Below are 24,862 nucleotides of genomic sequence, written 5' to 3' on the forward strand. Positions count from 1 at the left end.
ATAACTTAATCTATATCAGATGATGAATACTAAATTATCTTTATTGATTTTGGCATTGCTGTTTGTGTGCTCCGAAATGATGGCTCAGGAAAAGATAACGATTGGGGTTATCCAATATGACTTGGGCGATGTAGATAAAAGCTTTAAGGATCTGCATGATCAGGGATTTGGTTCTTGTGAACTTAATTATCAGAAAAACAAGTTTACAAAAGATTTTGCTGAAAAAGTAAAGGCGGCCTCCAAGAAACATAATATAAAGGTAACAACGGTTGTCGGTGTGCCCGGAAGCCATTGTGTTTGGAATTTCCGCCAAGGGCCAGCTACGATTGGTCTGGTGCCAAAAGAAGAACGGGCAGAAAAAATTAAAGTATATCATGAAATGATTGATTTCTGTGCAATGGCGGAAATTCCCGCTATGCACTCTCATTTCGGTTTTATACCGGAAGATCCCTCTTCCGAACAATATAAAGATTTTATCAAGGTCATGCAGGATTTGGCGAATTATGCCAAGCAGCGCGGTGTGATGATCTATTTTGAAACCGGACAGGAAACGCCGACGACTTTGATTCGTGCCATTAAAGACATTGCTACAGGTAATGTGTTTATCAATTGCGACTTGGCTAATTTATTGATGTATGGAAAAGCGAATTCTCTGGATGCTGTGAAGCAGTTCGGCAGCCTCATTAAGGAATTCCATGCTAAAGATGGTAGATATCCGGACCCGAACAATCCGTATGAATTGGGAGCTGAAGTACCCATTCCTACCGGAGAGGTGAATTTTCCGGCTGTCATCGCAGAACTGAAGAAGCAAGGATTTCAGGGAGCATTGACTATTGAATGTGAATTGAATGGTGCAAGACATGATTATGTGATAAAAACACGTGAATATTTGCAAGGATTATTAGATAATTAATGTCTTTATCAGATGTTATTTATATTTTTAAACAATTAATAATCGGATGATAATCTGTAACTATCCAGTCAATCATTATCACTAGCTTATAAACTTTACTTCGGTACGATTTTTTTTAGTTAACTTATAGGCTAAAGTTTAGTTTTTCAATTATGTAATGTGTTGATTTTTTACAATTAGACTTCTTGATATTGACTAAATAGTTACGCTAATCTATATAAATTATTTTTTACTATGAGAACAAACAGAAGAGGTTTTCTGAAAACCCTTGGAGGGGTTGCGCTCTTTTCGATTGTGCCGCGTCACGTATTGGGAAATGGGTATATCGCTCCGAGTGATCAATTGACTAAAGGTATTATTGGTACCGGAGGGATGGGAAGAGGCCATGTCAATTATGCCGGTACACGTTTGGTTGCCGTTTGTGACGTTGATAAAAATCACCTTGAATTGGGAAAGAAACTGGTGAAGGAAAAAATAGCCGCTTATCATGATTTCCGCGATTTGATTCTGGACCCGAATGTCGATATTGTGCACATCGCCACTCCACCTCATTGGCATGGTATCATGTCTGTCGAGGCCGCTAAAGCCGGGAAAGACATCTGGTGTGAAAAGCCGATGACGCGTACGATCGGTGAAGGAAAGCGTGTGATGGAGGCCGTACAGCAATACGGACGTATGTTCCGCCTGAATACATGGTTCCGTTTTACAGACCAGTTCTATGGACTGGGCACTCCTGTCAAACCGTTGAAGAAGCTGGTGCAAAGCGGATTGTTGGGATGGCCGTTGAAGGTGACGATCAGTGCGCATACCGGTTTCAACTGGAAGTTTTTCTGGGTAGGAAAAGAATATCTCGAACCGCAACCGGTTCCGGCAGAGTTGGACTACGACATGTGGCTCGGCCCGGCTCCTTACAAGCCTTATAACCTGCATCGCGTACACCAGACTTTCCGCGGATACTGGGATTATGACGGTGGAGGGCTCGGAGACATGGGGCAGCATTACATCGACCCCGTACAATATATACTAGGTAAAGACGATACCAGTCCTATTAAAGTGGAGGTTGATGCCCCGCAACAGCATCCGGATGCTGTCGGTACTTGGCGTTCCATTACCTACACGTATGACGATGGTTGTCAGATTGTCCTTTGGGGGGGGGACTTCGGTGATCCGAATACGCCGTATATTGCCGGACCGAAGGGTAATGTATATAAAAATTTTGTATGCGATATTCCCGATTGGGAGAGGAAACTTGCCGATTTCCCCGAACCCGAACCTCAGGTTACGGACTTTATAGAATGTGTGAAGACACGCCAGCCTTTCGCCCTGAACGAAAAGAATGGTTTCCGTTCGGCTACTATTGTCAATATGGGAGCAGTGGCTCTGCGTTTGAACCGGACGCTGAATTTCGATCCTGTAAAACTTGAATTTATTGACGACGAGGCTGCAAATCGTTTGCTGGACCAGCCGATGAGAGCACCCTGGAATATATAACGAATTGACAATTGATAATTAACAATTGACAATTACATAAATAGATAATAATATGAGAAAAGCATATATTTCAATAGCTGCCCTGTTGCTTTGCGGAAGCATGCTGATGGCGCAGACTCCGGCCAACCGTACGGCCAAAACGACCGCAGCCGATGTGTTGGCTCAGATGCCTGCGGCGAAACAAGCGGCGTACAATAAATTGATTGGTGATTTGAGTTCTACCGGCGAAGAAGGTGTTCTGATGCTGGTAAACATGATAAATGCTCCGGGCAAAGGCAGTAACGCAAATGTCGACTATGCTTTGAGCGGTCTTACGCATTATGTCATGGCGAAAGGGGAGGAGAATGCCCGGTTAGTGACTGCGAAGGCTTATCTGAAAGCTTTGGAAATGGTAAACGAGCGAGAAACGAAAGCATTCATTATCCGCCAACTTCAGATGTTGGGAAAAGATGAATGCATAGAAGTATTGGCTTCTTACCTGAATGACGAGGCGTTGAGCGGTCCCGCTGCCCGGGCACTGGCTGCCAACGGTAGCGAAAAGGCAGGGCAGGCATTGGTTGCAGCCTTGAAGATGCGTTCCGGTTCTTCCAAAACACAAAAGGATGTGATTCGTGCGATTGCCGATGCCCGGGTGAAAGAGGCGGAAACGCTCCTGTTGACATTGCAGGGAGCAGCCGATCCGAATATGCAGAAAGAGGTTTTGTATGCCTTGAGTTGTGTCGGAGGTTCTACCTCTTTGCCGGTCTTGGCGCAAGCAGCCGAAAATGCCGGTTACACGATGGAAGTGACTGGTGCCAACGAAGCCTATATCGCTTTGCTGAAACGATTGGTCCAGAGTGATCGTGATGCGGTGATGAAAGCTGCAAAGAAATTGCAGAAAGCAGCGGCTAAAGCCGGACAGGAGCAGACGCGGGAAGCAGCCTTGCAGATACTGTTAGCAGCCGAGGAACCGGCCAAAGTATCCAAGATGATCATCGCAGCCATGAAAGATCCGAGCAAGAACTACCGGAACGCAGCTTTGAGCTACGCTTCTGATTTTGCAGATAAGGAGCTGTATATCGAATTGATGAAAATGGTTCCGAAAGTCAAACCGGAACTGAAAATAGATATCCTGAACTGGATCGGACGTGAGGCCAAGAAATCTGCCAAACACGACATTATCCAGAATCTGGAAATACGTTTCGATCTTCCTGCCAAGCAAATCCTGTTGGAGCAGCTCGGTGATGCGAACTTCGATGTGAAGCAGGCTGCTGCTTGGACATTGGTAAAGATCGGCGATAAGTCCTATATCCCTTCATTGGCCGAATTACTGAAGAGCGATGACAAGCAAGTTGTCTTGCTGGGACAGGATGCTTTGGCCGCCTTCCCGGGAGATATTGACGGGGCAGTGGCGAAAGCTGTCTCTTCTGCTGCCAATGCGGGAAAAATAGCAGGATTGGAATTGTTGGCCATGCGCAAGGCTACTGCCAATATCAATACCGTACTTGATCAGATACAGATAGGCTCTCCAGAAGTGAAAGCCGCGGCTTATGTGGCTTTGAAGGATGTGGTGGGAGAACGTGATATAACCAATATGTGTGGTATGCTGGAAACGGCAGACGCATTGGCTGTTCCTCCTATGCAACGGGCTGTTATTTCGGCATTGTCTTCTCTTTCGGCAGCCGACCGGGTCGAAACGGTGACACGTCGTATGTTGCAGGCCGGCAATAAAGATTATTTGTATTATCTGGTGTTGGCTTCTACCGGACAACCGGATGCGCTGGCGACGGTCGTAAAAGGTTTCCGTTCCAATACGGGTGTCAAAAGGGATGCAGCCTTCGAAGCCCTGCTGAACTGGAAAGGTATTGAGGTGGCAGACGAATTATACACGATCTGCAAGGAAAACCCATCCTCCAATTATTTCGACCCGGCTCTCACTACCTATGTGAAACTGGTGTCCAATCCTGCATTTACAGGTGAAAACCGTCTGTTAAGCTTACGTAAGGCAATGGAAATTGCCAAAACAGATGCACAAAAGATCGCAATCCTGCAACAGATAGAAAATACCGGAACGTTCTTGGGCATGTTGTATGCCGGCGAATTTCTGGATCAGAAACCTGTACAACAGGCTGCCGCCAATGCAGTCATGAATATTGCTTTGGGTAATAAGGAGTATATGGGGGCGAATGTCCGTACCCTGTTGAATAAGGTGATGGAAGTGCTCGACAATCCGGATGCCGGCTATCAAAGGGAAGCAATCAAGAAACATCTGGCAGAGATGCCGCAAGGCGAAGGATTCGTTTCTTTGTTCAATGGCAAGGATTTGACCGGCTGGAAAGGCCTGGTGCAAAACCCGATTGCCCGTGCGAAGATGAAGCCGGCACAGTTGGCCAAAGAGCAGGCAAAAGCCGATGAAGTCATGCGTAAAGGTTGGAGTGTGGAAGACGGTATGCTGATATTCAATGGCAAGGGCGACAATCTGTGCACGGAAAAGCAATACGGAGATTTCGAAATGTATGTAGACTGGATGCTTGATCCAGCCGGTCCTGAAGCGGATGCCGGTATTTACTTGCGTGGTACACCTCAGGTGCAGATCTGGGATACTTCGCGTGTCAACGTGGGAGCACAAGTCGGTTCCGGTGGATTATACAACAACCAGGTGAACGAAAGCAAGCCGTCGAAAGTGGCGGATAATAAGCTGGGTGAATGGAACAGTTTCTATATCAAGATGGTCGGTGACCGTGTGACGGTCGTGCTGAACGGAGAGAAAGTCGTGGATGATGTGATCCTGGAGAACTATTGGGATCGTAAACTTCCGATCTTCCCGATCGAGCAGATTGAATTGCAGGCTCATGGCAGCAAGGTCTATTACCGGAATATTTATGTAAAAGAACTGGAACGTAAGGAACCGTTCAAACTGTCGGCTGAAGAAGAGAAGGAAGGTTTCAAGGTTCTGTTCGACGGTACGAATATGCATGAATGGACAGGTAACACAGTCGATTATACTCTGGAAGACGGTTGCATTTCTATGATACCGAGCAAGAGCTACGGTGGAAACTTGTATACGAAAGACGAGTATGGCAACTTCGTATACCGTTTCGAATTCCAGTTGACGCCGGGTGCTAATAACGGTGTCGGTATCCGTACCCCGATGGAAGGGGATGCCGCTTATGTCGGTATGGAAATCCAGATTCTGGATTGTGAACATCCGATTTATAAGGATATTACTCCTTTGCAGCATCACGGTTCCGTTTATGGAATTATCCCGGCTAAGGCGGACCATCATAGCGCATTCAAACCTGCGGGTGAATGGAATTATGAAGAAATTGTGGCCGATGGCGATAACATCAAGGTAACGGTCAACGGGGTGGTCATCATGGAAGGTAATATCCGCGAGGCGACAAAGAACGGTACTGCCGACCATAAGGAACATCCGGGCCTGTTCAATAAGAAGGGACATATTGGTTTCTTGGGCCATGGTTCTCCTGTCAAGTTCCGCAATATTCGTATTAAAGAGTTGAAATAACGCTCCCTTTACTATGTAGTAGAGTGAAGGTGTGTCGTAATGAACGATGCACCTTCTTTGTTCATCATCGCCTATAAAAGTCAGTAAATTTTCTTCAAGCTGTGATCTTTTGAAGATTTCTTTGATTGCCACCGGAAGTTGCGTACCATCTCCTCCGTCGTTTCCAGCAGCACGCCTTCCAAGGCGATGATTTTCGAGTCGTCCTTCTGCGTCACGTAACGTATGCAGCCGCCGAACGAGTGGTCTTTTCTGATCTTTCCTATCATGACGCTATCCTCCTTCAGGTCTATAATCGTCTATGATCCGTTTCAGCTTTCCCAGCAACCCGTCTATCAGCAGCCTTGTCCTGTAAAAGCTTGTCTGATGCGAGAGCTTTGTCAGCTAGTCCAGGTTGTTCGCCATTCCCGCCAGGCTGCGCAGTAGCGCGTTCTCTTCAGGCGTATGCCTTGCAGTTACGGTGGCCGCTAGACTCCGGCTGGACTTTCTGGCCCTGAATCTGAGAGCCTCGTAGCTGACGGAGGAGAACTTCACTGTCACGCCTCTGGTCAATTTACGCGGCCTGCCCAATGTCAGACGGCCGCGTTTTTTCTTCATCTCATTCATATCCTTTGTCATATATTTTTCTTTTTCGTCCGTACTTCTTTCATTTCAAAATCTGCGACCGGCGGGAGTAGATTTACCCTCTCTGCAACCGCCGAGCGCGGGGAGCAAGAGTTTTCGAGAATCCGGAAACATAACCTTGCTATTACTTTGCAGTAATAATGACCGGTTTTCATTACATATCAACCGATCACGACACATAGCTGTGTCAAAGTCATGAGTTGATTCATTTTCTCCACCATTTCGTGCAAATACTCGTTTTTGTTGCAAAAAAATATTTATTCAGGTAATTAGCTATTAATGAAGTGTTTTTTTACTTGTTGTATTGTTGACACAGCTTTTCCCGTGAGCTTCGCCACGTTCCGAACCGAATAGCCTTTCTTTAACAAGGCGATCGCCTCCCGGTATTCCTCTTTCCTCTGCTCGTCCGTTTTCCGGCTTCCCGGCCTCCGTCCCAACCTGCCCCCTTTCTGGATATACAACTCCCGTCCGCTGTTTAGGCGGTCAATGATCCCCTGGCGTTCAATTGCGGCCAGTTCCCCCAATAGGGTAGTGATCAAAGAGGACAAGGGATTTACCGTCTTGTCCGGCCGTAATGTTTCCAGATTCAGATTTTGGATATACACACATATCTTATGCGTATGCAGCGTATCGAGTGCCTTTCGGATCTCCAGGGTGGAACGCCCCAGGCGTGAGATCTCGGTCAGCAACAACATATCCACCCGGTTCTGCGGATTTGTGCAGTATTCCAGGCAACGGCTTAACACTGGACGTTCGATATTGGCCTTTCGTCCGCTTATCTTTTCCTCAAAGACCGCTGTCACCTCGTACCCCCGTCCGGCTGCGAACCTTTCCAGATCAACGACCTGCCGTTCGGTCGATTGCCTGGCCGACTGCGAGCTTACACGTGAATAAATAACCACATTCATCCCTTTTTCTTTTATTATTCCTTATCTATTGTTTTAATCACTTATCCACCTCTTTCAAAGGCGGCATGATTTCCTGATCTATCCAAAAAAGAAATTCGCGAATCAATCTATAATTACTATCTTTGTATCGTAATGCTTGGTAAAGTCTCTGTTGTAAAAACACGTAACCAAGTTAATAGAAAGAAAAACGGCACAAAGTATATAATAATCATTTCTGGACATATGCCTCTTTAAAAACCGGAGCGCCAAATACAAATGACTTTCCACCGTACGTTGCGGCATTTGGATCTGCTCCGCAACTTCTTTAGCCGTCAGCCCTTTTATATAAGTAAGGATAAAAACTTCACGACGCTGCGCTGGCAGGTGTTCCAGTAATTCATACAAATGACGATAAAAATCCTTAACAGAAAGTTCCTTTATAACAGAATCATCACCTTTCAATAGATTCTGATAATCTTCCAAATATTTTTCGTAATTCTGGAAAACTTCTGTTAGTGCCTTATACAAAAGACTTTAGGAGAATTACCCGATTTTGAGGTAATGAATTAGCAACTGTGCCATATGCTATGTTCTGCCTTGAATTGCATTCAAGTAACTCTTTATTATTGCAAAGGTATAAAAATTATTTGGCAAGCAATAAAAATAGGATATATTTTGTCTCTTGTCAAATAATTCTATTGATGTATTTTTATAACTTTCCATTTACCCTGTCCAGCATATATAACATCGGCAGTAACATAGCAGTCTTTCGTGATATTATACTCACAAAGAACAGAATGATGAACGTAGTAATCACCAATAAATGCAAAATCAGGAGAATCATCCCAAGAACCATTTTTATATTTTAATTCTAAGTGACCTTGAATTGTCTTTATTGCACTTGTGTTTATTTCTGCAGTTTCTTCTACATTAAGTACAATAGGCCTTTTTTCACCTTTCCTGTCTTTTGTTACACAATAGAATATTTTCAAGCATTGTCCTACTTCGGGACGAAGATCCGTATCATTAAAGAATACGATACCTCCAATTTTTCCTTGACCGAAAGTGTAATGGAATAATTTTTTTTGTATGTTTATATCGTCAACGACCACAATACCAGAATTAAAATTCGGTAAAGCAGTTTCTTTATTTACTTTTTCTACATTAGCAATAACTACTTTGTTTTCATTCTTTTTTATAATAGTATATTCTCTGAAACTGACAAAATCCCCTTTTGAAATAGTGCCCCATTTTTCTTTAAAAGCTTGAAATATTTGCTGGGAATCTTGCGTTACAATATGTAGAATTTTCTTCTCTTCATTCAAATATTCTACATATCCAAACTTTTGGGGAAGTCCCATCCATAGCCTTGTTTCACTCTTATGCATGCAAAGAGGTATATATTTAGCTTCTGTCACTTTTGTTTTATTCCAAGAGAAGCAACTTGTCTGAATTTGCTTTTCCTCTTTATCTACATGACACTTTACTCTAAAAACAGAACCAAATATCGCATTCGTCAAAAAAGGAAACCGCTTTACATTCACTTGAAATATAACGTCTACCCCATTTGTGAGAGTGCAATAAGTTTTTCCGTCTTTTTCCCATCTATCCACCAGCGTAACCTCTTTTGCTTCAATTTCTGAAAAAGCGTACTCTTCAGCAATGGTGGCATATCTATTATACAATAGCTTATTATTATTGGGCGGAATAACTGATGTGTCGACTCGTTCAATATATTCTTGGTATTTCCGGGAAGTGTTTTCATGAAATTTCTTATATATATTCAATTCGCATAAGGCTTCAGATGTTAGCTCTTCCTTTATAAGCAGGTCGGCTAAAGTCAAATGAATAGAGCCGAGAAAATCTTCATTTCGTTCAACAAGTAAAGCCTTAGAAAGCAATGCTATCTTTAATTCATTACTATCTTGTATACAATCTGCCAATTCACTCCATACATAGTATTTTTCACTCATTTCAAGTAATAAAGATTTGTACACATTGATAGCAAGGTCATATTGCTGTTGCCATGTATATATTATTGCTCGTTGTCTTAATATCCATTCATCTTTTTTAGCACGTTCAATAAGAACATTATACAATGAATCTAACCAAGATACTAGTTCTGCATCTCTTGGGTGTGATTCTTTGAGATATTCATAACACTTCTTTGCTGCTTTAACAGCCAAAGGTTTATAAGTGTTACCATTATTATCTGTTTCTTCTTTCCAATCAGCATCCATGAGGTTTTCATATCTCCAATCTCTAAAAAAGTAAATAAATCTCCATGTTTCTTGACCATTCATGTGACGCTCTGCAATTTTCAACACTTCAGAATGCCAATGAGAAGCACCATAAACGGCGTTTCTTTTATTATAGACAGTAAAAGCTTCAAACATCTCACGCATTTTACCTTCTTTATGAAGATTCATAATTTCCCAAAACTGCGGTTCACGTAACAGGTCAAGTGTTTCTGTTTTTGGGAGATTTATCTTTTCACACAGCATCTCGACATCAATATCCTCGCCGCTATTTACAATTTGACGACATATACGAGAAATAAGCGAGGGAATTTCACTACCATTGTAATAGCCCTTGTTCAAATCTTCATAACGTAAATTTTCTGGTTCCCAGAGCATAAAGAAACGGTAAAAACTAAAATCAGAATGTTCTTTTGAGAAACTCAAAGCAAAGTTCAATATTTGAGAATGAAGCATTGAAGGACGTTCATTCCTAAGATACATATAGTCTTTTAGCAACGTTCTTATTTCCAACGATGTCAAATTTGAAATTTTAGCCTTGATATAACGATAAATTATCCAGCCTAACTCTTCATGCAAAGCTGAATCTACATCATTTGCAGAGTCAATATAATTCTTTACCTGAACATAAGCATTTGAAGGATCATTTTTTGATAGCTCGGATGCTTTTGAAATAGCATCAGCGTTAGGTTGCAATCGTTTATACAAATTAGTATAAGCTCTTTCTCCTGCGCCACTATCATCCACCATTGTAGGAAGTAATGAAGACATCTCTTTCAAGCAAATTTTAGCTTTATCTATGGCGTTTCTATTGCATAGTTGCTGACATATATCACGCAGAACCCAAAAGAGAGACATTTGTGCCCATGGGTTATTCCTATCTTCTTTCAGATCATCTATGGCCATCTTATATGCTTCTTTTAGATTACCACTTTTACGCAATAATGTTACTTCTTTTACAGACATTAGTATTCTTCTATTATGTTAATTTTTCTATGAGTTGTGACAGTTTAATATCAGCTTCTCCGATATCAGAAAGTGGAGCAGCATAGTTAATAAACCCTTTCCCATTAAAGAAAAAAGTTATAGCAGCATAATTACCAGAAGCTTTCATATAATATACGAGTTGGTAATGTTCTTCCACCACATTTGTTAATATGATACCACATTCATCACACAAAGAAATCATGCGACTATGTAGCATCTTTAATGACTCCAAAGATGGATGATAGTCTATTTTATATTTGATATTTTCATCATTCTGGAAGAAAAACAACAACTCAGTGTCATTGGCATCTGTTTCATATTTTGTAAACAGACCTGCTCCATTATATATTGCATCAATTCTTACTATACCGGTTGGTGTATTTACTTCATAAATATCTCTCCAAGGTTTACAGATAACGTTCTTTACTGAATATAGAGTTCCATTCATATTCTTTACAACAGACCAATATTTACATTTTACTGAAGGTAATATTGATGAAGGATGAAAAGGTGTATCCTCTATATTATCAAAAGATAAAGCATTAACAGCTGTTTTTGCAGTTTTATTGATAGGGGTTATTTTAAGAGATGTAATAGGTGTTACATCAGGAAGATTAATACACCATAACATCTTAGAAGCTCGAGTTATCGCTGTATATTTCCAACGAAGGCTATCCACATCAAGCCCTGTGCGTCTTGAAAAATCTACATAAACTGTATTCCATTCACCACCCTGTGATTTATGGCATGTAAAAGCATAACCGTACTTTACATGAAGAGCATTGTAGAAAGGGTCTCCCCACATTGCCTTAGTAAATTCTTCAGATTTAGGATTAGTCAATCCTTTCTCCGTACGCATACGCATTACCATATTGATATAAAGAGCCTTCATTTCGTCAATTGTCAGTGAAGGTCGCTTGTTTTGGAGTAATGTATCAATAATATAGCGTTTATAAATATTACCATCTTCTACTTGAAAACTTATTTCTCTGAAATCAAGCGTAATGATTTCTTTTACTTTTCTCCCATTTTTTTCAGTCCAAATAGGTGCAGACTGAGAGATAATATCATTTGATGTTTCTACTACAGTTATGATATCACCATTCAATAATTCACATTTATCATAATAGTAGCTATTGCATACTACCATCAATTTATCTCCTACCGCCACATGATTCGTTTCAGGAAATATTATATTACGAATAGCCGTATTATAATCAGCTGCTTGTTGATTTGAGAAACAAACTATAGCAGACGATTGTTCTGGATCTTCACAATATTTCTTAGCAACTTCCATTGCTCCAATATCCATTACTTCATGTTCCTTTTTCTTGAACACAAGGCGATTTCGTTCTTTTTTCCGAATCAACTCACGAAGTATTGTAGCATTAGCCAAAATACAACTATTCTTATCTTGACGAACAATGTCTGTGAGCTCATAAGAATATACATTCATTTCTAGTATATCAAAATAAGTTTCATCTAATGCAACAGAACAATCATCACCTACGGGAGGCAACTGCATAGGGTCACCAACAAAAATTACCTTTCCACCGAAGTTTAATCTTGCATAACTAAGTAAATCTTTTATTAATACTCCTGTACCAAATTGGAAAAGTTCATTCTTTGATTCACGAGAACTAATCATGGAGGCTTCGTCAATAATATAAATACACCTCTCGTGGTTATCTTTAAGTGGAAATATATATTTAAGTGTTCCTTCAGATTCTTCCACTATTAGATGAGAAAAATTATAGATTCCCCTATGAATAGTAGAAGCACCATAATTTGGTAATTTAGAACGTAATATTTTTGCAGCACGTCCGGTCGGAGCCATTAACTGAATATGTAAAGATTGAGTAGATAAATAATCTGCAATACTACGAATCAATGTCGTTTTACCTGTACCTGCATATCCTTTCAAAATAAATACTTGGCTATCTTTATCTGCAATGAACTTTTCAATCATTATCATTGCTTGCTTCTGTTGTGCAGTTAATATCATTTATATTCCATTTTATGTTATTCATATTTGTCACCATAAGGCTAAACTAAAAAGCGTGGAACTGTATGCCACACTCTTTACTTGAAGGTCGTAGGAAACCATAGATGCAGATGTAACAATAGCAGCCCACGCTATATGCGTGAGAACCACTATGCTATCCTTGCATCTAATTGAAAATTTCCTACGTTTTCAAGTACAAGATGAGCATAACGCTTCTTCTATTTTCATATGTCTTTGGACAGAGTTGTCTCAATCCATTTGCAAAAGTATAAAAAAGCCGTGATAATCCGCTCAATACAGGCAGATTATTACGGCCGTTCCTTTGATTTATAGTTTTATACCTCTATCTTGTTTCTGCTTAGGTATTCCCATGGCTTCCCTAAACTCATTCATCTTCTTTCTGAACCAGTTCACATGTGAAACCCCGTCTATCTTGAAATCGAATTTACCGCTTTCATCCTGTTTGATGGAGCAGACAGAATGTCGGGTATCAAAACTTCGGTTAAACTCGGAAGAATAGAGTTTACCTTTTATTCCGACCTCCTTGAACTCGCACAGTCTTCTGATTATTCCGTCATTGAAACCCAAACGTTCACGTAGGAAGTTTACCACAGGTATAAGCTTCTCCACATACGGAAAGTAGCGTCTGACAAAATCTGTAAACTCCGACAGCTTACGGTGCTGTTGCTCGTAAGCGTTTCTTATCTCCTGTATCTGTTCGGCTTGTTGCCGTTCCCGTTGTCGGGCTTCGTCTTCAAGTTCAAGGATGCGGTCTTGCAAGTCCTCGTTCCTACGTTCCAACGATTTCATCTTTCCACTTCCGAAAAGAGAACCCACACTGCTTGCAAGGGCGGTTGCCGTATCGGTGGCTGCGCTTTTGAACTTGTCGGTGCGGATTTCCGCTTTTACCTGTCTCAACTCCTCCTGCGCTTTGGTCTTCTTCTCCTGCAATAGTCTGGTTTCGGTTTCAAGGGTTTCATTCTTCTTTTTCAAGTCCCGATAATACTGCATGGTGGTAGTGTGCCGTGCTTCCGAGCCCCGTACCCCACGTTGCAATCCGTATTTCGTCATCACCCTTGCGTAATTGTCGTGGTAGGCAATCAAGGTCTGGCGGTTGAACAGGTCATCGGCACACAAACGGACGGAATTTGTTTTCTTGCGGTACTTGCGCTTGCCGTCCGTCTGTTCTTTCTTGGCTTTGCGCCTTTCACCTATTACGATGGGAACAACGGCTGCGTGGATGTGTGGAGTCTTCTCGTCCATGTGCAGATGGGCAGCAACCACATTGTCTTTGCCAAATGTGGCTTGAAGCCATTGGATGCTGTCGTTGCACCATTCATCAAGCTTTCCTTTTTCCTGTATGTTCATCATGTCCTCGTGCGTACCCGATAAAACCACCCGGACAACACGGACTTGGTCGTGTGTGATTTTCCGCTGATGCCTGCCGTGTTCAGCCTGTGGGCAATCGCTTCATCCCTGCCGTGAACGCCATCGGGGTATTCGACAAGCACCCTGTTCAGATGTGTTCTTGTCGGGTCTGCGTTTTTAGGTATTATCTTTCTCTCTATATGGTCGGACTGCGTGGTGTCCGATGTCCCCTTTGCTTTCTTTATGTCCAATGAAAAATATCCCATATTATTTCTATTTTTGCGGTTATCGTTATGTTTCTTCTCTCTGCCTGTGGCATCGGTTCACAGGGTTTATTATGCAAATGAGTCCTTGCTGCACTCGTTTGCACAGGGTTTCCAAAGGGATTTCCCTTTGGCTCGATAGGGTGTTTTTAGCGTTACGGAGTAATGCGTGAAGAAAACGCCCTATTAAGCTATGGTATTTCTGTCTAAATACCTTTGGGAAAGCGAACGTGCATATTACAGATGAAATCCCCCTTTCTTTTTCGGTGGCTGCATCATCCGCCTTGCGAATTGGACTTGCTTCTTCTCCTTTATCGGCTCTGCCGATTGGGACAAGGGCTTACCGCACAGGTAGTCGTTCAAGTCCTTATACTCACGATAGTACATTGACTTGTCAAGCAGGCGTTCCCCAAACTTCTCTTTCAGTTTCGTGCAGGTGTTCCGTCCTGCCGTGTCGTTGTCAAGGAAACAGCCGACTTGGGTGTAGGTCTCCAATATGCTTTCCGCTTTTGCAAGATTGGAAACGGAGTTCAATATGATATAGTCCTGTGTGTCCAATCGCGGGTGTTGCGGATTGTTTTCTACTCGGATGGTAAGGAATGAAAGGTAATCCATGAACCCCTCAAACAGGTAACACATACATCGTTGTCCGCCCTGCTGTCGGATATGGGTGATGTCTTTCGGGGCGACACATCCCTTGAAGTATCTGTTGCGCACTTCATATCCTCCTGCCATGTTCGGAAAGCCGATGGCAAAATAGGGTTTGTCGGCATTCATAAACCGAAGCTCCCTGCATTCTCTTTTGGCAAGTCCGATGTTTATTCCCCTTTCTTGCAGATAGGCGATAAGAGCAGGAGAGGACAACTCACCAACCCTTAATCCCTGATAAGGCTGATTGTCGGAATGCTGTCTGCCAAAAGAGAACGATGCAGGGCGGATGTATGCTGTCCGCTCCTCTATGCGTTTCAGCAGATAGGCTACATCTCCCGAATGGTAGAGTTCCGCTGCCAATGCAATGATATTACCGCCTTTGCCGATGCCGAAGTCGTACCATTTTTCAAGCTCGGTGTTTACCTTGAACGATGCGTCCGTTTCTTCCCGTAACGGTGATTTGTACCACAGGTTCCTGCCTTGTTGCTTTACAGGCGTATAGCCCAGACTTTGCAGATAGTCTGCCAGTTTGATTTGCTTTACATCTTGGATTGTCATATTACATACGGTTTTGAAGTTGATGAAAATTTGTTGATTTGATGAACTGTTGATGTAATATGTTTATATACAGCCTCGTAACCTCTCAACATCTTCTCAACAAACCGCTCACCAAAAGAGAAATCCACAAACGGGTGTCGGTGGTCTCTCAACTTCTCTTTTGGCTTGTTGAAATTTTGTTGAGAATGTATATCGTTTATTGTCAGTGTATTTATACCCATATTCAACAATTCAACAGAAAAATGATAGTATTACAGGGATTCGAGTTGCTCCCTTGTGACGGTGTAGAAGCGTCCCACCCTCTTTATCGGCTCATAGTGACAACTTCTGTTGTAATTGCCCTGATAAGTGGTGTAGGTAAGCCCGTTTGGTGCAGGTGTTAGTTTCCAGCACTCCTGCACCACCTTACGCACTTGGTGCTTTTCCGCCTTTACCTGCGAGTGCACCAGCAGTACGACAAGGTCGTTAAGGCAGAATGAAACGCTATCCACATCCATTGCAACCATAATGTCAAGCAGCAGTTCCGACATCTCTATCTCCAGCCGATTGCGGTTGCTACGGATAATCTTCTGCAAGGCTTCTGTATGCAGCAATGTGGGGTTGAACCACATCCGGCTTTCCTTTTCGGTGGACAGTTTTCTGTGTTGCAGGAAATGGAGAAAGGCGGGTATCTCCGCTTTCAGCTTTTGCAGGAAGTCGGTATCATCGGACTGCAAGCGGTTTATCTTGCGCACCCAATAGCGTGTTTCCCCTGCGTCTATGATTACGGGCAGATGCTCGTTGTTGGAACACAGCACGAATTTGGCGAAGAACGCAATCTCGTCACGGTCTTTGCCTTTGGCTTCCACCTTATAGGAAAGTGTGGTGCTGAGGTTCTTCAACCGCTCGCTATCCTCCCTGCGGTTGAGCAGCACCTCATCCACCACGATAAGCAACTTGCCAGCCCAGTCGGAATTGAACTGGCTGCGGAAATCCTCGTTGGTGTTGAAAGTCACATTGTTCTGAAAAAGGGCTTTCAGAAAGTTCAGGAAGGTGCTTTTGCCCGTGTTGCGTTCTTCCGACACCAACAGCAGGATAGGCAACTTCTGAATCGGTTGCAGGTAAAGCAGTTGTAGATAGTCCATCCCCAACTCGTATTGTTCCCCGAAGATGTGCTGTACCAAAGATTGGATATGCGATAAATCGCCCTCCTGCGGTCGGTGGTCTATCGGTTCGTAAAGGTTAAGGAACTTGCCGACCACGGAACGGTAGCCGATGTGTTCGGGTACGGTGCAGAAGCCGTCATACTTGGGAACGCTGCCGATGTAATCCTTGCCGTAATCCTGTCGCAGGGTCTCGTTGTTCCATGCGATGCGTTTCTTCACATACCCTCCGTTCAGTCTCGGTTGCTCCACAATCTTGTAGAGCGTTGTCTCGACACGGATAAATTCTTCCTTTGCCATGCCGCCATCCGATGGCGATCTGTGGCTGTCTTGTTGTTCGATAGCTGACATAATCAAATGGTTTTAAGTTTGAAAATTACCAGCTGCAAAAATATAATCAATTATCGGATAGGTTGTTATGCAAAACACGGCAGAATGGTGACAAATAGCCCCCGAAACAAAAACGTTCAATGGCTTGGGGCTGTGCAAACGGAAAAACTCCCGAAAAGCAAATGTCGGATTACGCTTTTCGGGAGAAAAAATCAGAGCGTCTGTCGTTCTGTCGTACTGACTTAATGAATTACTGACTTACCGAGTGAATAATGTCAGGCATTCAGCTACGAGAAGTATTCGGATTTGGATATACCGTTGGTATTCAGCGAGAAGAAGATGCTTGTTTTCTCTTTTCGCAGGTACAGTCTTTCAAGAACGGCATTGCGTACCCGTTCCGCTCCGAATGTGCCGATATGGAAAGCGAGGGTAACTATCGCTTCAAGGTTGTAAACCTCCATACAGCAATTATCGGATACCCGTATGCTTCGCCTTATCCCGTATTCCCTTAAAACTCCGCTCTTGCAAAGAGCCTTCAGCCCTGCACGGAATGTCGGGGCGGTTACTCCGAACAGGTCGCAAAGTTCCCATTCGCTCATGGCGGTTGCGCTAATGTCGGTCGGCAAGGTGATGTTGCCGTTGCCGTCCGTTGTGATGATGCTTCGTTTCATGGCTATGCTTGGTTATGGGGTTACACTTCCGAACGATGCGTTCAGCTTGTTGCCGAACATCGTCAGGTCATTGTCAAGTTTCTGCGTGGTTATCTTCGCATAGATTTGAGTCGTGACAATGTTCGTGTGTCCCAGAACACGGCTCACGCTTTCAATGGGCATCCCCTTGCTAAGAGCCAGTGTTCCAAACGTATGACGTCTTACGTGGTAGGAGATATGCTTCTCTATTCCGCATTCCGCCATTACCTTTTTCAGCTGTTTGCACATCGTCCAATAGTTGATTTTCCCGAAAACCAGCTTGTCTTCCGACAGATACTTGTACCGTTCGATTATCTGCAAGGGAATATCCAGCAACTTCACTTGGAACGGGACATTTGTCTTGTGCCGTTTCGACAATATCCATTTCTCACCGTTCACCTCCACTATTTCATCCGTTGTGAGTTCTTTCATATCCACGAAAGACAAGGCGGTGAAGCAGGCGAAAATGAACAGGTCTCGCACCAATGCGAGGGTGGGGTTGTCAAACTCGTGCGCCATGATTCTTTTGATTTCGTCCTCTGTCAGATACTCCCGTTCCTTAACATTCGGGCTGATATGGAACTGCGCAAACGGATTTCTCGGTATCAGTCCGTTATAGTGCGCACGCATGACCACGCCTTTCAGCCACATGCAGTTCAGCCAGATGGTGGCGTTTTTCAGTCCCCGTTCAGCCGTAAGATAAGCCGCAAACTCCTTGATGAAGTCGGGTGTAAGTTCCAGCATGGACATGTCTGTCCGTTTGTAGAATGACTTGATAAAGGCTGCGACATAGTTCCTTGCCCTTACCATGACCTTGTACGTGCCGATGCTGCGGTCTTTACCGACACGTTTCAGAAAGTTGGCGCAATCCTTGTCAAAAGCCTTTATCAGTGTCTCATACTCGCTTCCTACCCCTTGGTAGGCATTGCGCACCATTTCAGCCGTTACGTATGCCTCTCGGTCGGATATGCGCTGATAGTGCTTGATGATTTGCGCCTTGATGTTGTCCAATGCCAGATTGATGTTCCGTGCTTCGGCACTCTTGCCTTTGGCTCGGTTGCCTTTCGCATCCCAAAGGGTTTTCGGGATGGTCTGCTTGCAACTGAACTGCGCCACAGTACCGTTGATTGTCACTCGTCCCATGATGGGGACAATACCGTCTTTCTCCTTGCTGCCGTTCACGTAGAACAGCACTTTGAATGTACTTCTTGTCATACTCGTTTTTTGTTTGCAAAGTTAAATATCAACGAGTTAGACTTTGATACGCAAATCGGTGACAAACGGTGCAATAGCATCTCTCATATGTTAAATCTTACTCTTTCACGGGTAATGATTTGCAAACCATTCTTCTTCTTAAATCCGCTTTTCTTTGCGTTTCCCGATTTTTCGGCTTGTCATCATTTGACACCGTAACAACTCTGATATTAAGTCGTTTAGCGTCATTTCTCCCGTTTTTCGAGGTTATTCCAGAGATTTCTCGTAAGTATGAGAATGGTATTTTTCAATCGAGAGGTTTTTCTTGAAATAGTCCAGACAACGAGTATAAGCGGATTGAAAAAGATAAGAATGGAAACCATCACTGACATATAGCTTTTCACGGTTTTCCCAAACATACAGAAAAACATCCTGAACAATATCCTCCGCTGCTTTTTGCTCGACTATAGAAGCAACATAAGCCATTATCCGGGGATAATAGTAACGGAAAACACTATTAAAGGCTTCTCTATTCCCTTTCTTTAGTTTATACAATAAAGAAATATCGAACATATTACTAGCGATTTAAGACCATTCAATCAACATTTCATTTGCGAAAATAATGATATTTTCATAAACCTTATTATTTACAAGCATTTTTTTGCAACAGTCCACTCATAAGACAAAGGATATTATAACAGGTCAGTAATCACAGCCGCCGGAATATCCAGCTTTGAGAAAGCGAACATCTTTTTCCCCAGATCCTTTAACGAGGCTCCGATATGATACACGTCCGTTTCATCAACGATCAGGAAACGATCGTGACTGTCCCGGTACGTCCTGATGTCGATAGGCGGGTACTGGCTGTTATGCCTGTCAAGATCAAGTTGGAGTTGCTGCGTGATACGCTGGGTGTAAATGGTGGCCGAGACACCGACGCTGCGTTTACTCAACATGAGCAAGACCGTTTCGTCCACATAGTTGTCGATAAGCACGATCGAACGCCTGGCCGACTTTACCAGATCGGTGGCGAACTTGTACGCATCGAAAATCTGGCCGTTATAAAAAATGCCTTCGACCGGGGGCAAGGCAGTACGCACGAAAAAATCTATCTTCTCGGTATGTTGAGCGACAGTCCTTTCAAGTTCTGACAAACGTTTATTAATGGAATACCCTTTTAAAAGATAGTCCTTTAAAACCTTATTCGCCCATTGCCTAAATAAAATACCTCTTTTACTATTGACACGAAACCCAATGGATATGATCGCATCCAAATTGTAATAAGTCAGATTGCGCATCACTTGCCGTTTGCCTTCCTGTCGAACTGTTCGGAAATCCCGAACAGTTGAACTCTCCTCTAATTCTTTCTGATCATATATGTTTTTTATATGCTCGCTTATATTTGCTTTGCTGGATTGAAAAAGATCCACAATTTGTGCCTGTGTCAACCAAACGGTTTCATCTTCCAGCCTCACTTCCAACCTGACCGCTTCATCCGGCTGGTATAATATGATTTCTCCCTGTTCCATTACTTACCTTTTCTTAATTCATCAAGCCTCTGCATCGCACCGCTGAACTTCTCACTAAACATCATATCATCGGGCAAAACAAACCAGGTGGGAATACCTCTCGACTGTGGATTACCTATACATTCATCTTGCCCGTTCTGTTTGCGGTAATCGTCCCATTCACTATAAGCGATGTTCCAACGAATACCTAATTTATAGGTATTTTCCCATTTAATAATAGCCAGTGAATATGCTGGATCATCTTTGCCGTCATAAATCACTTCTACAACTTCAACCACCCCTTTAGGAGAATTTATAAACTTCGGGTTTTTGATTTAATTATGTCGCCTCGAAAGGTGTCATGGCTCTTTATGCAAGGTTTCATGATTAAATACTACCTATGCGAAGCGGAGGGTGGAGATTTTATCGTGAACCGTTGGGCTTTGACCTGGCATACAAGAAAGACATGACAAATACTTTTGCGGCACAATTCATATCAGGTAGCGAAAGCGGATGTGCTAATACAGGGAAGAGAAGATCTCGTATAAAAGGTTGATGGCTTATAAAAAAAGGGGGGGCAGCGAAAAGAAAAATATGCCGTAGAATATTTTCTTCTATGGAACACATGCATTGCCAATTTCTATATGTGTGCCTGTAATTCGTTCTAATTCACGTTTGTATCTTGTAATCCGTTTTTCGAGTAATACTTTCTCGTCTATACCTACTCTTTCCGGATTATAAGTTGTTTGGTTTGCAACCATGGCAAAGAATATCTCGGCTACCTTGTGGGCAGTGGCAATGACTGCGGCTTTACCTCCGGCCCGTGAACGTATTCTGCGGTAGAAGTTCCCCAATTGGTTCTTCGCATTGGCGAGCGAAGAAGCGATACTTCTAAAAATCAACCCGACATTGTTCCGACGGTGTGGCACGTGGCTTGATATTCTTTTTCCTCCTGATATCTTGGTGTTCGGTGAGATGTTGCACCAACAGCAGAACTGTTTGGAAGACGGGAACTTCCGGGTAAAGTCGTGCCCCAGTTCACTCATCAGTTCAAGTGCGGTCAGGTGGCTTATGCCCGGTATCTCAAAAACGTTCACTCCCCACATTTCGTATGCTTTCCTTTCCACGTCGAAGCTCACGGTATGCCTGGTCTTTTTATAATCGCGGCGTTTTTTTGCCGGGCTATATGAAGTATCTTCCACTTTGGCAACCTCCGCACGGTAGTTTTCCATGAGTTTCTCCAGTTCTGCATCGCACTCGCCAAGTTGGGTACAATAATGTTTGAAAGTATCATAGTTTTGTCTGAGGACAAACATGAGGTCTTCTTCCCAGTTGCCCTCAAGTGCCTTGGCTATTTCCTCTTTCGGGGTTTTGCACTGGATGTCAGCCAATTCCGCAAGTTTCTTGGGGTCACGTTCACCTGCAAGAATGGCCTCGATGATACGTATGCCGGATTTTCCCGTGATGTCAGACAGGACAAGCGTAAGTTTTATATTCATCTGCTGCATGGCTTTCTGCATACGCAGGACCATGCTTGAGGCTTCACGGGAGAGGGTGTCACGATGACGGGTAAGTGTCCTCATCCGTTTGGCGTCGTTGTGCGGTTGGAAACTTGCCTTGAGCAACCCGTACTGGTGCAGCAACATCAGCCATTCGGCATCCGACTCGTCGGTTTTCCTCTCCGTTATGTTCTTCACATCCCTTGCGTTGGTCAATACGACATCCAGCCCGTCCTCCTGAAGACGACAGAACAGCGGTATCCAGTACACCCCGGTGGATTCCATTGCGACTGTCTTTATGCCACATTCCCTAAGCCATGCCGAGATGGCATGCAGGTCGGATGTATATGCTCCGAACGCACGGTTGTTGTCCTTGGAGCGGTCAGCAGGGATGCAGACCTGCATGATACCGTCCGCGATGTCTATCCCAGCCGCATCGGGATTGACTATCCGAAGTTCCGCACCTTTGGCGCTCTTGACTTTTTTTGCTTTCTTTGCCATGGTAATATCGTTACTCTTGTTGATGGATAAATGGCATAAGCCATGTCCTGTCGATGAGCATTCTTCTATACGGCCTCTGACGACCAATCTTCGATTCGCAGGACAAGGAGCCATACTCTTTTGTGGGATTGAAAACCCAAGAAAAAAACGGCTTGCTTCTTATGCCTACAGCAAAGGTAACTAAAAACGTTTCTGCCGCCATAGGCGGCGGAAACGTTCTGTGTTCCACTCTGATTTCAATCAAGACAAAGGCTTGGCTTTACTCTTTTCGCTGTACAATAGGGATCGGACTATTTTATGAAGTCTGAGAGAAGGTTTAGTTTAGTCCATTAGCCTATATATATGCTAAATCAAAGTAAACTATGCGAATCAGCAGTTGGCTTTCTGATTCAAAAATTAAAAATTAACAAATGTAAGTAGAGCAATAGCCAACTTTCCAAAGGTATGTACCAACAGCCCTTTGGTAGCTCTTACTTTAGATGCTCTTTGAATTTCTGTTTTTTCATTCAGCCAGTTGAAAAAGGATTCGATAGGTTGTCTGACTTTAGAAACGGCTTGCGAGAAAAGGTCTCTTGCAGCTTTCTCCCTCTGTTTGAGAACTTCCGGTTCCCCTTTAATCTCTTTATGCGGAGTAAGCACTTTAACCGGATTGTTCTCATTAAAGAAAGAGAAATCGCTGTAAATCTTGTCTGCAAGCACCGTCTTTCCGGATAGGTATGGCACGCATTCGCTTTTGAATACGGTCAGGTCGTTGTCCGAAGCCGGTGTCAGAGTTATCATTTCCGGAAAAGGTAAGGTTCCCTCCCTACGCTGTCCTACCATATGCAGTTTCATGCCATAGTAGTACATGTTCTTAGTGGAGCAATACCCTTTTGATGTTATCTCCGTAGCTACTTTCCCCTCTCGGTTTTTCCCTTTACAGGTCACTATCGGCATAGAATCGACAATGGATATAATGGAGTCGCAATCCTTGGGCTTGAATGATTGTATCATGGTTTCCACCAGCACCTTAAATGTTTCTGAAAGCATATTTAGGCGTACGCAAAACGTTTGATAAGACGGCAATTTTGGAAACCATGATGACAGATACTCCTTAGCGAAGGTATGTATCTCCTTGATGTTGAAGTATCTCTGGCAGTACCCGCAGAACAGATAGATGGTAAGAACCTCCTCATCCGTAAACTCAGGATTGGAATTGTTACTGAATCTCTGGCAGTGGAAACGCAGAGAAGACTTATGGACATCACAGATATACATATACAAACCTATTAGTATTAACTTTTTCTCCTTGGGAATCATAATTAGAAAAATGAGTGGTTTTATTCTTCTAATTTACTGATTTTCAAGGAGATTACAAAATAAAATAATGAGATAATTAACTGAATTACAAACTTTTAAATCAAGAATCTGAAGATGTTTTCAACTGCTGATTCGCATAAACTATATTTAGGCAGACATATTTGCCTATCTATAAGTTTTTTCCTTATCATTTGTATAGACTAAAGAATGCTTGCTTTTCTTTTGGTTGTAATGGCTCTTGGAAGCTCAAATGTAATTGTAGGACGAGGAAAAAATTTTGGAAGGAAGCTGTTCAAGAAATCCCGATTATAAGCAAGTGCAAGGAAAGAAACAGAGTGAAAACAAAAAATCAGGAAATGCCTTTAATTGATGATTTTGTTTCTTGTTTGTTTCTCAATTAAAATCATAAATTTTACAATATATTGATTATTAAATTGTTATGTGTATTATTGGGGCGATTAAATTTAATTACCGAATTTAATACGCCTAATTGATTATAAATGTGAATTTATTCGTAAGTTTGTAACTGTTTTTAATAATACAATTGATATGAATGAAGAAATGATTGGTACGCTGGCCGGAAAAATCTGGGCAGTCTTATCTGAGCAACCAATGACCGTTAAGGAATTGAAAACTATAACCAAACTGAAAGAAGCAGAAATCTATGCAGCTATCGGCTGGTTGTCAAGAGAAGGAAAAATGACCGTTACCCCAAAGGGAAAAGATTTCGTTTACTCCTTGAACTAAAAATCCCAATTCGGAAAAAGATGTATTGATGTTTTGTTGTCGGTATTACCGCTCATTTCCTCATTGCGTCTTTTTTTTGTTGACACCATATTCTTTGCAGTTGCATCCGTTCCTTTTTAGCCACTCTCCCAATATCACCCTATGGTTCAATTCGTTGTAACCTCCTGAAGATACCAGGCAGATTTTGCCGCCATAGGATAGAAGTTTCAAAATCAGGTTTGACATATCGTTGCAGCGATCCAGCTGCTTGATATAAAGCATCCGGAACAGATTTTTGCTTATGGTCCCGTTCTGTAAACCTTTTATAAGGAAGGGTAGGGGAGCCAGTTCAGGCAATGTGACTCCCGTATATGATTTGGGAGGATTGGCCTCTATCGAGATAGGGACAAAACTGTATTTCTCCAGAATATTGATACTCTTGTAACTACATGTCTTGAATCGCATGG

18 protein-coding genes and 3 pseudogenes are annotated in these 24,862 nt (G+C 42.8%); 4 read left to right on the forward strand and 17 right to left on the reverse strand.

Translation table 11 applies throughout. The annotated features are described in order from the left end of the window. Positions 1-22: 22 nt before the first annotated feature. The 3 genes from BQ9893_RS19930 (at position 23) to BQ9893_RS19940 (ending at position 5,909) form a co-directional block, all read left to right on the forward strand. Entirely contained in the window at positions 23-913 is an 891-nt protein-coding gene (locus BQ9893_RS19930; protein ID WP_075967814.1) for a sugar phosphate isomerase/epimerase family protein, read from the forward strand. A gap of 234 nt (positions 914-1,147) precedes the next feature. Further along, positions 1,148-2,404, forward strand: a complete 1,257-nt coding sequence (locus tag BQ9893_RS19935) for a Gfo/Idh/MocA family oxidoreductase (RefSeq protein ID WP_075967672.1) — start codon at positions 1,148-1,150, stop codon at positions 2,402-2,404. Positions 2,405-2,456: 52 nt separating this feature from the next. Then, positions 2,457-5,909 (forward strand): 3-keto-alpha-glucoside-1,2-lyase-like domain-containing protein, encoded by a 3,453-nt coding sequence (locus tag BQ9893_RS19940; RefSeq protein WP_075967673.1) that lies wholly within the window; start codon positions 2,457-2,459, stop codon positions 5,907-5,909. Between the two features lie 125 nt (positions 5,910-6,034). Here the strand turns inward: BQ9893_RS19940 and BQ9893_RS19945 are convergent. From BQ9893_RS19945 to BQ9893_RS20035, 16 genes and pseudogenes are all read right to left on the reverse strand, one after another. Beyond that, positions 6,035-6,175: pseudogene (locus BQ9893_RS19945) on the reverse strand (relaxase/mobilization nuclease domain-containing protein); the annotation flags it as partial. 4 nt (positions 6,176-6,179) lie between these two features. Next, positions 6,180-6,524: pseudogene (locus BQ9893_RS22285) on the reverse strand (plasmid mobilization protein). Positions 6,525-6,799: 275 nt separating this feature from the next. After that, positions 6,800-7,438, reverse strand: a complete 639-nt coding sequence (locus tag BQ9893_RS19955; protein WP_075967675.1) for a recombinase family protein — start codon at positions 7,436-7,438, stop codon at positions 6,800-6,802. A gap of 102 nt (positions 7,439-7,540) precedes the next feature. Further along, positions 7,541-7,900 carry a sigma-70 family RNA polymerase sigma factor gene (locus BQ9893_RS19960; protein WP_244155225.1) on the reverse strand — a complete coding sequence of 120 codons (360 nt, stop codon included), beginning with the start codon at positions 7,898-7,900 and terminating at the stop codon, positions 7,541-7,543. 212 nt (positions 7,901-8,112) lie between these two features. Then, on the reverse strand, positions 8,113-10,641 hold the full coding sequence (locus BQ9893_RS19965; RefSeq protein WP_075967676.1) for a tetratricopeptide repeat protein: 2,529 nt from the start codon (positions 10,639-10,641) through the stop codon (positions 8,113-8,115). Between the two features lie 13 nt (positions 10,642-10,654). Next, complete coding sequence (locus tag BQ9893_RS19970; protein WP_009018055.1) at positions 10,655-12,667, reverse strand: ATP-dependent DNA helicase; 2,013 nt, start codon at positions 12,665-12,667, stop codon at positions 10,655-10,657. 327 nt (positions 12,668-12,994) lie between these two features. Then, positions 12,995-14,301: pseudogene (mobV, locus tag BQ9893_RS19980) on the reverse strand (MobV family relaxase). A 234-nt stretch (positions 14,302-14,535) separates the two neighbouring features. Continuing rightward, positions 14,536-15,507 (reverse strand): toprim domain-containing protein, encoded by a 972-nt coding sequence (locus tag BQ9893_RS19985; protein WP_032944028.1) that lies wholly within the window; start codon positions 15,505-15,507, stop codon positions 14,536-14,538. Positions 15,508-15,758: 251 nt separating this feature from the next. Continuing rightward, complete coding sequence (locus BQ9893_RS19995) at positions 15,759-17,000, reverse strand: primase-helicase family protein (RefSeq protein ID WP_075967677.1); 1,242 nt, start codon at positions 16,998-17,000, stop codon at positions 15,759-15,761. Positions 17,001-17,266: 266 nt separating this feature from the next. After that, on the reverse strand, positions 17,267-17,650 hold the full coding sequence (locus BQ9893_RS20000) for a hypothetical protein (protein WP_007760057.1): 384 nt from the start codon (positions 17,648-17,650) through the stop codon (positions 17,267-17,269). Positions 17,651-17,662: 12 nt separating this feature from the next. Beyond that, entirely contained in the window at positions 17,663-18,883 is a 1,221-nt protein-coding gene (locus BQ9893_RS20005; protein ID WP_075967678.1) for a site-specific integrase, read from the reverse strand. 246 nt (positions 18,884-19,129) lie between these two features. Continuing rightward, the gene (locus tag BQ9893_RS20010; protein ID WP_244155226.1) at positions 19,130-19,435 is read right to left on the reverse strand and encodes a sigma factor; all 306 of its coding nucleotides are present in this window, start codon (positions 19,433-19,435) and stop codon (positions 19,130-19,132) included. Between the two features lie 119 nt (positions 19,436-19,554). Continuing rightward, positions 19,555-20,391: a virulence RhuM family protein gene (locus BQ9893_RS20015; protein ID WP_005868798.1), complete on the reverse strand. Its 837-nt coding sequence runs from the start codon at positions 20,389-20,391 to the stop codon at positions 19,555-19,557. Beyond that, positions 20,391-20,705 carry a hypothetical protein gene (locus BQ9893_RS20020; protein WP_075967679.1) on the reverse strand — a complete coding sequence of 105 codons (315 nt, stop codon included), beginning with the start codon at positions 20,703-20,705 and terminating at the stop codon, positions 20,391-20,393. The genes BQ9893_RS20015 and BQ9893_RS20020 overlap by 1 nt, the downstream gene beginning before the upstream one ends. Before the next feature lie 279 nt (positions 20,706-20,984). Beyond that, on the reverse strand, positions 20,985-22,370 hold the full coding sequence (locus BQ9893_RS20030; protein ID WP_075964355.1) for an IS110 family RNA-guided transposase: 1,386 nt from the start codon (positions 22,368-22,370) through the stop codon (positions 20,985-20,987). Between the two features lie 396 nt (positions 22,371-22,766). Beyond that, positions 22,767-23,399 carry a transposase gene (locus BQ9893_RS20035; protein WP_244155011.1) on the reverse strand — a complete coding sequence of 211 codons (633 nt, stop codon included), beginning with the start codon at positions 23,397-23,399 and terminating at the stop codon, positions 22,767-22,769. Positions 23,400-24,218: 819 nt separating this feature from the next. On the opposite strand from BQ9893_RS20035, the gene BQ9893_RS20040 reads away from it, so the two are divergent. Further along, a complete protein-coding gene (locus BQ9893_RS20040) occupies positions 24,219-24,416 on the forward strand; it encodes a winged helix-turn-helix domain-containing protein (protein WP_075967680.1) in 198 nt (65 codons plus the stop codon). A gap of 60 nt (positions 24,417-24,476) precedes the next feature. On the opposite strand, the gene BQ9893_RS20045 is transcribed toward BQ9893_RS20040, so the two are convergent. Then, on the reverse strand, positions 24,477-24,860 hold the full coding sequence (locus BQ9893_RS20045; protein ID WP_075967681.1) for a DUF488 family protein, N3 subclade: 384 nt from the start codon (positions 24,858-24,860) through the stop codon (positions 24,477-24,479). Positions 24,861-24,862: the final 2 nt, after the last annotated feature.

The organism is Parabacteroides massiliensis, assembly GCF_900155425.1.
Classification (GTDB): domain Bacteria; phylum Bacteroidota; class Bacteroidia; order Bacteroidales; family Tannerellaceae; genus Parabacteroides; species Parabacteroides massiliensis.